The following is a 3,919-nucleotide window of genomic DNA, read 5'->3' on the forward strand; positions in this document are numbered from 1 at the left end:
GGCCTGGTCGATCAGGCGACGGGCATAAGGCGCAACCGATTCCAGATAACGCCGCTGGGCTTCGGCATAAAGGGTGCCGAACGCGAGCGATGACTTGCCTGAGCCCGATATGCCGGTGAACACCACGAAGGCGTCGCGCGGTACATCGACGTCGACATTTTTGAGATTGTTCTGGCGCGCGCCGCGAACTTGCACGCAGGCGGGCGGCCCCGCATGCCCTTGATCGGTGGCCGGCCTCGTCGCGTGTATATCCTTGTTCTTCAATTCAGTCTTCCTGCCATATCCGCCCGTGCGGCCCGTGTTCATCACGGTCGGGGTAGCAGATGAATGCTTTTCCGACGCAATACATCCAACGGTTGTTACCGCATCGCGGCGCTTTGCCCAGTTGCCATGGCGCGCTTCATCATGGCCGGAGTCGGGCCATGATGAAGGCCGAGTTGTCGATACGGGCGCATCGCGCCGCTTCGGATCGGCGGGTCAGTAGTGAATGACCGTGCGGATCGACTTGCCTTCGTGCATCAGTTCGAAGGCCTCGTTGATCTCCTCCAAACCCATCGTGTGGGTAACGAACGGGGCCAGATCGATATCGCCTCTCATCGCGTCCTCGACCATGCCGGGGAGCTGTGTCCGTCCCTTGACGCCGCCGAAAGCGGACCCCTTCCATACGCGCCCCGTGACGAGCTGGAATGGGCGGGTGGAGATTTCCTCGCCCGCGCGGGCAACGCCAATCACGATCGACTGACCCCAGCCACGGTGCGCTGATTCAAGCGCGGCGCGCATCACTTGGACGTTGCCGATACACTCGAAAGTATGATCGATGCCCCAGCCCGTCATTTCGATCAGCACTTGCTGGATGGGTTTGTCGTGGTCCTTGGGGTTGATGCACTCGGTCGCACCGAACTGGCGTGCCAACTCGAACTTGGACGGATTGGTGTCGATGGCGATGATACGACCTGCCTTCGCCTGGCGCGCACCTTGAATCGCCGCGAGGCCGATGCCGCCGAGGCCGAACACGGCGACCGAGTCTCCGGGCTGGACCTTGGCGGTATTGTGGACTGCGCCGATGCCGGTCGTGAGACATGTTCGGGGTTAGCCTCGGGATTGATCTTGGCGAGCGAAACTTCGGCGACGACAGTATATTCACTGAAGGTTGAACAGCCCATGTAATGATAAAGGGGCTGGCCATTGTACGAAAAGCGGGTGGTGCCATCGGGCATCAAACCCTTGCCCTGCGTTTCGCGGACAGCGACGCACAGGTTGGTCTTGCCCGACACGCAGAAATCGCACTTGCCGCACTCGGCTGTGTAGAGCGGAATCACGTGATCGCCCGGCCTGACGCTGGTGACGCCCTCACCGACCTCGACAACGATGCCCGCGCCCTCGTGGCCTAGAACCACCGGGAAAACGCCCTCCGGATCACTGCCCGCCAGCGTGTACGCATCGGTGTGGCACACACCGGTGTGCGTCACCCGGATGAGCACTTCACCCTTCCGGGGTGGGGCGACATCGATTTCGACGATTTCGAGTGGCTTGCCCGGCTCGAAGGCTACAGCGGCGCGAGATTTCATGTTGGGATACCCTCGTTGATGGAAACTGATTGCCGGTGCGAGGCCGTTGCGCCATCGCAAATTCGTCGACGTTCTCATACTGTCAGGGAGTATCTTTGTCATACTCCCTGACAGTATACAAGAGGTGTCCTACCGAGGATCTCAAACCAGAGAAGGCAGCAGGGGCTGGCTTCTAAGTGCGAGAGAACACGGGCAAGAAAATGAGCCTGAAATCGTCATTTAAGATAAGTACGCAGAATCTTCATTACGCCCTCCACGCCGTCATCGTGATCGCCACCCTCGCTTTTGAGGGCCGGATCTGCGCCGGAACCGAATGTTTCCCTGAGGTGACTCTCCATCACTTCTGCCATCAGCCCGTTTGTCGCGCCACGCATGGCGACAATTTGCTGCAGCAGGGGAGCGCAATCGGCCCCGGCTTCGATCGCGCGTTCCAAAGCGTCCGCCTGGCCCTTGATACGACGCAAGCGTGTGATGGCTCGCTTCTTGTCCTCTGGTGAATGTGGCATCGCGCTTTCCCAAGAAATCGCTTCAGCATACTATACAGGGGGGGAGTTTCAATCCTATCCAGAGACTGGCGCTTCTGTAATCAGGCGAGGTTGCCTGGCCAATCTCCAAATTCGCCCCCAGATCGGGCAGGCATAGCCGCCATGTTACCCTGAGACAGGTCTGGCACGCGGACGAGGAGCATCATGCTCTCAAGCCTGCGCCACAAGCAACGACGGCATGCGCGCTTAGGGTCCGATCCTGTGTCCGGGAGGGGGAGCCATCGCTCGCTCCCCCAGGTTTGCCGGTCAGACCGTAACGACGACCTTGCCGATCTGGTCATTCGATTCGAGGAAGCGGTGTGCGTCTTGGATGGCGTCGAGCGAGAAGGTGCGCGCGATCCGCGGCTTGAGCGCGCCCGATTCCAGTCCCGCCACAATGAACGCCTTGGCGCGATCAAGGGCGGCGTCGTCCGAGACGATCTCGCTGTAGAGATAACCCTTGAGCGTGAGGCTCTTGCCCAGCACGGAGAACAACGGGAACGGCGTCGGCTCGCCGCTGAGCGCGCCATATTCAAGCAGAATGCCGCCGCGCGCCATGCTCGCGGTCAGCGGCTCGAACGACGGGCCTCCGACCGGGTCGAGCACCACGCGCGCACCTGCACCATCGGTTATCTCCATCACCTTTGCTACCAGATCCTCTTCCCCGGTCGCGACGACATGATGTGCACCGGCATCAAGCAGGGCTTGGCGCTTGGTGCCGGTACGCGTCGTCGCGATCACCGTCGCGCCGACCATCCGCGCAATCTGGAAGGCAGCAAGACCGACGCTGCTGGAAGCAGCGGTGACGATGACGAAATCGCCCTCGCCGAGCTTCGCCTGCTCCACCAGCGCACCCCAAGCGGTGACATACTGCATCCACACGGCCGCCGCTTCCTCGAACGAAAGCGCCGCCGGATGCTTGACGACGAGGCGGGCAGGCACGTTGGCGACCTCGCCATAGGTGCCCCAGCGCGCGATATCGAGCGGGGGGATGAGGCTGACGGCTTCGCCTTCCGCAAACCCGGTCACGTCCGCCCCGACCGTAACGACAGTGCCGGCAGCCTCGTAGCCGAGGCGGCTCGGGAACTCGGCTTCCTGAAGGTAGGCATGGTTGCGGAACATCACTTCGGCGCGGTTTATGCCTATCGCCTTGACAGCGATCTGCACCTCGTCGGCCGCGGGCGCGGGCACTGCCACATCTTCAATCTTGAGGACGCTGGCGTCGCCATATTCGTGGATCCGAACGATGCGGCTCATGGACCATTCCTTGATTATTGAACGATCGTTCTGTATCGATGTCAGCGACGAGGTTCAAGATATTATTTATCGATCATTCCATATCGGGCGCCAGACATGACAGAGACGAAAGCACGTCGCGGCGCAGGTCGCCCTCGCGTGTTCGACACTAACGCAGCGCTCGACAAGGCGGTACGGCTGTTCTGGCAGCGCGGCTACGAGGCGACTTCGATGGCCGATCTGGTGGCGGAGACTGGCGTCGCCGCCGCCAGTCTCTATGCGGCGTTTGGCAACAAGGCGGGGCTGTTCGCGGCGGTGATCGAGCGCTATGCCGCGACGTTCAGCGTCCACCTCTATGCCCCCATCAACGACCCGGCGTTGTCCACCTTCGAGGCCGTCAAAGGCCTGCTGGAGCGAGCGGCGTCATCGTTCTCGGAGCCTGGAACGCCGGCCGGCTGCTTCATGTATTCGGCAGCGGCAGCCGTTTCGCCGGCGTCCGCCGCCATCGAATGCCTGCTGCGCGACAAGCGTATCGCGGCGGAGGCCCTCCTGATCGAGCGTCTGCATCGCGGCGCCGCGCAGGGCGAGCTT

The 3,919-nt window shown here is 61.8% G+C and carries 4 protein-coding genes and 1 pseudogene; 1 reads left to right on the forward strand and 4 read right to left on the reverse strand.

Annotated elements, in window-relative coordinates; genetic code table 11:
• From DI606_RS19825 to DI606_RS19840, 4 genes and pseudogenes are all read right to left on the reverse strand, one after another.
• Positions 1 to 195: hypothetical protein (locus DI606_RS19825; RefSeq protein ID WP_293985708.1), on the reverse strand; the 195-nt coding region annotated here is incomplete at its 3' end.
• Between the two features lie 282 nt (positions 196 to 477).
• Positions 478 to 1,568, reverse strand: a pseudogene (locus DI606_RS19830) (S-(hydroxymethyl)glutathione dehydrogenase/class III alcohol dehydrogenase).
• A 215-nt stretch (positions 1,569 to 1,783) separates the two neighbouring features.
• Positions 1,784 to 2,074, reverse strand: coding sequence for a metal/formaldehyde-sensitive transcriptional repressor (locus DI606_RS19835; protein ID WP_160986422.1), 291 nt, complete (start codon positions 2,072 to 2,074; stop codon positions 1,784 to 1,786).
• Positions 2,075 to 2,359: 285 nt separating this feature from the next.
• Positions 2,360 to 3,349, reverse strand: coding sequence for a zinc-dependent alcohol dehydrogenase family protein (locus DI606_RS19840; protein WP_160986423.1), 990 nt, complete (start codon positions 3,347 to 3,349; stop codon positions 2,360 to 2,362).
• Between the two features lie 96 nt (positions 3,350 to 3,445).
• Between DI606_RS19840 and DI606_RS19845 the strand changes: the two genes are divergently transcribed.
• The coding region (locus DI606_RS19845) for a TetR/AcrR family transcriptional regulator (protein ID WP_293985706.1) at positions 3,446 to 3,919 on the forward strand (474 nt) is incomplete at its 3' end.

The sequence above is a fragment of the Sphingobium sp. genome, assembly GCF_003248505.1.
In the GTDB taxonomy this organism is placed as follows: Bacteria; Pseudomonadota; Alphaproteobacteria; order Sphingomonadales; family Sphingomonadaceae; genus Sphingobium.

What these genes read in the sequence shown, in the direction of transcription:
- DI606_RS19835 (WP_160986422.1), bottom strand. Translation starts at nt 2,074, where the DNA reads ATGCCACATTCACCAGAGGACAAGAAGCGAGCCATCACACGCTTGCGT.
- DI606_RS19840 (WP_160986423.1), bottom strand. Translation starts at nt 3,349, where the DNA reads ATGAGCCGCATCGTTCGGATCCACGAATATGGCGACGCCAGCGTCCTC.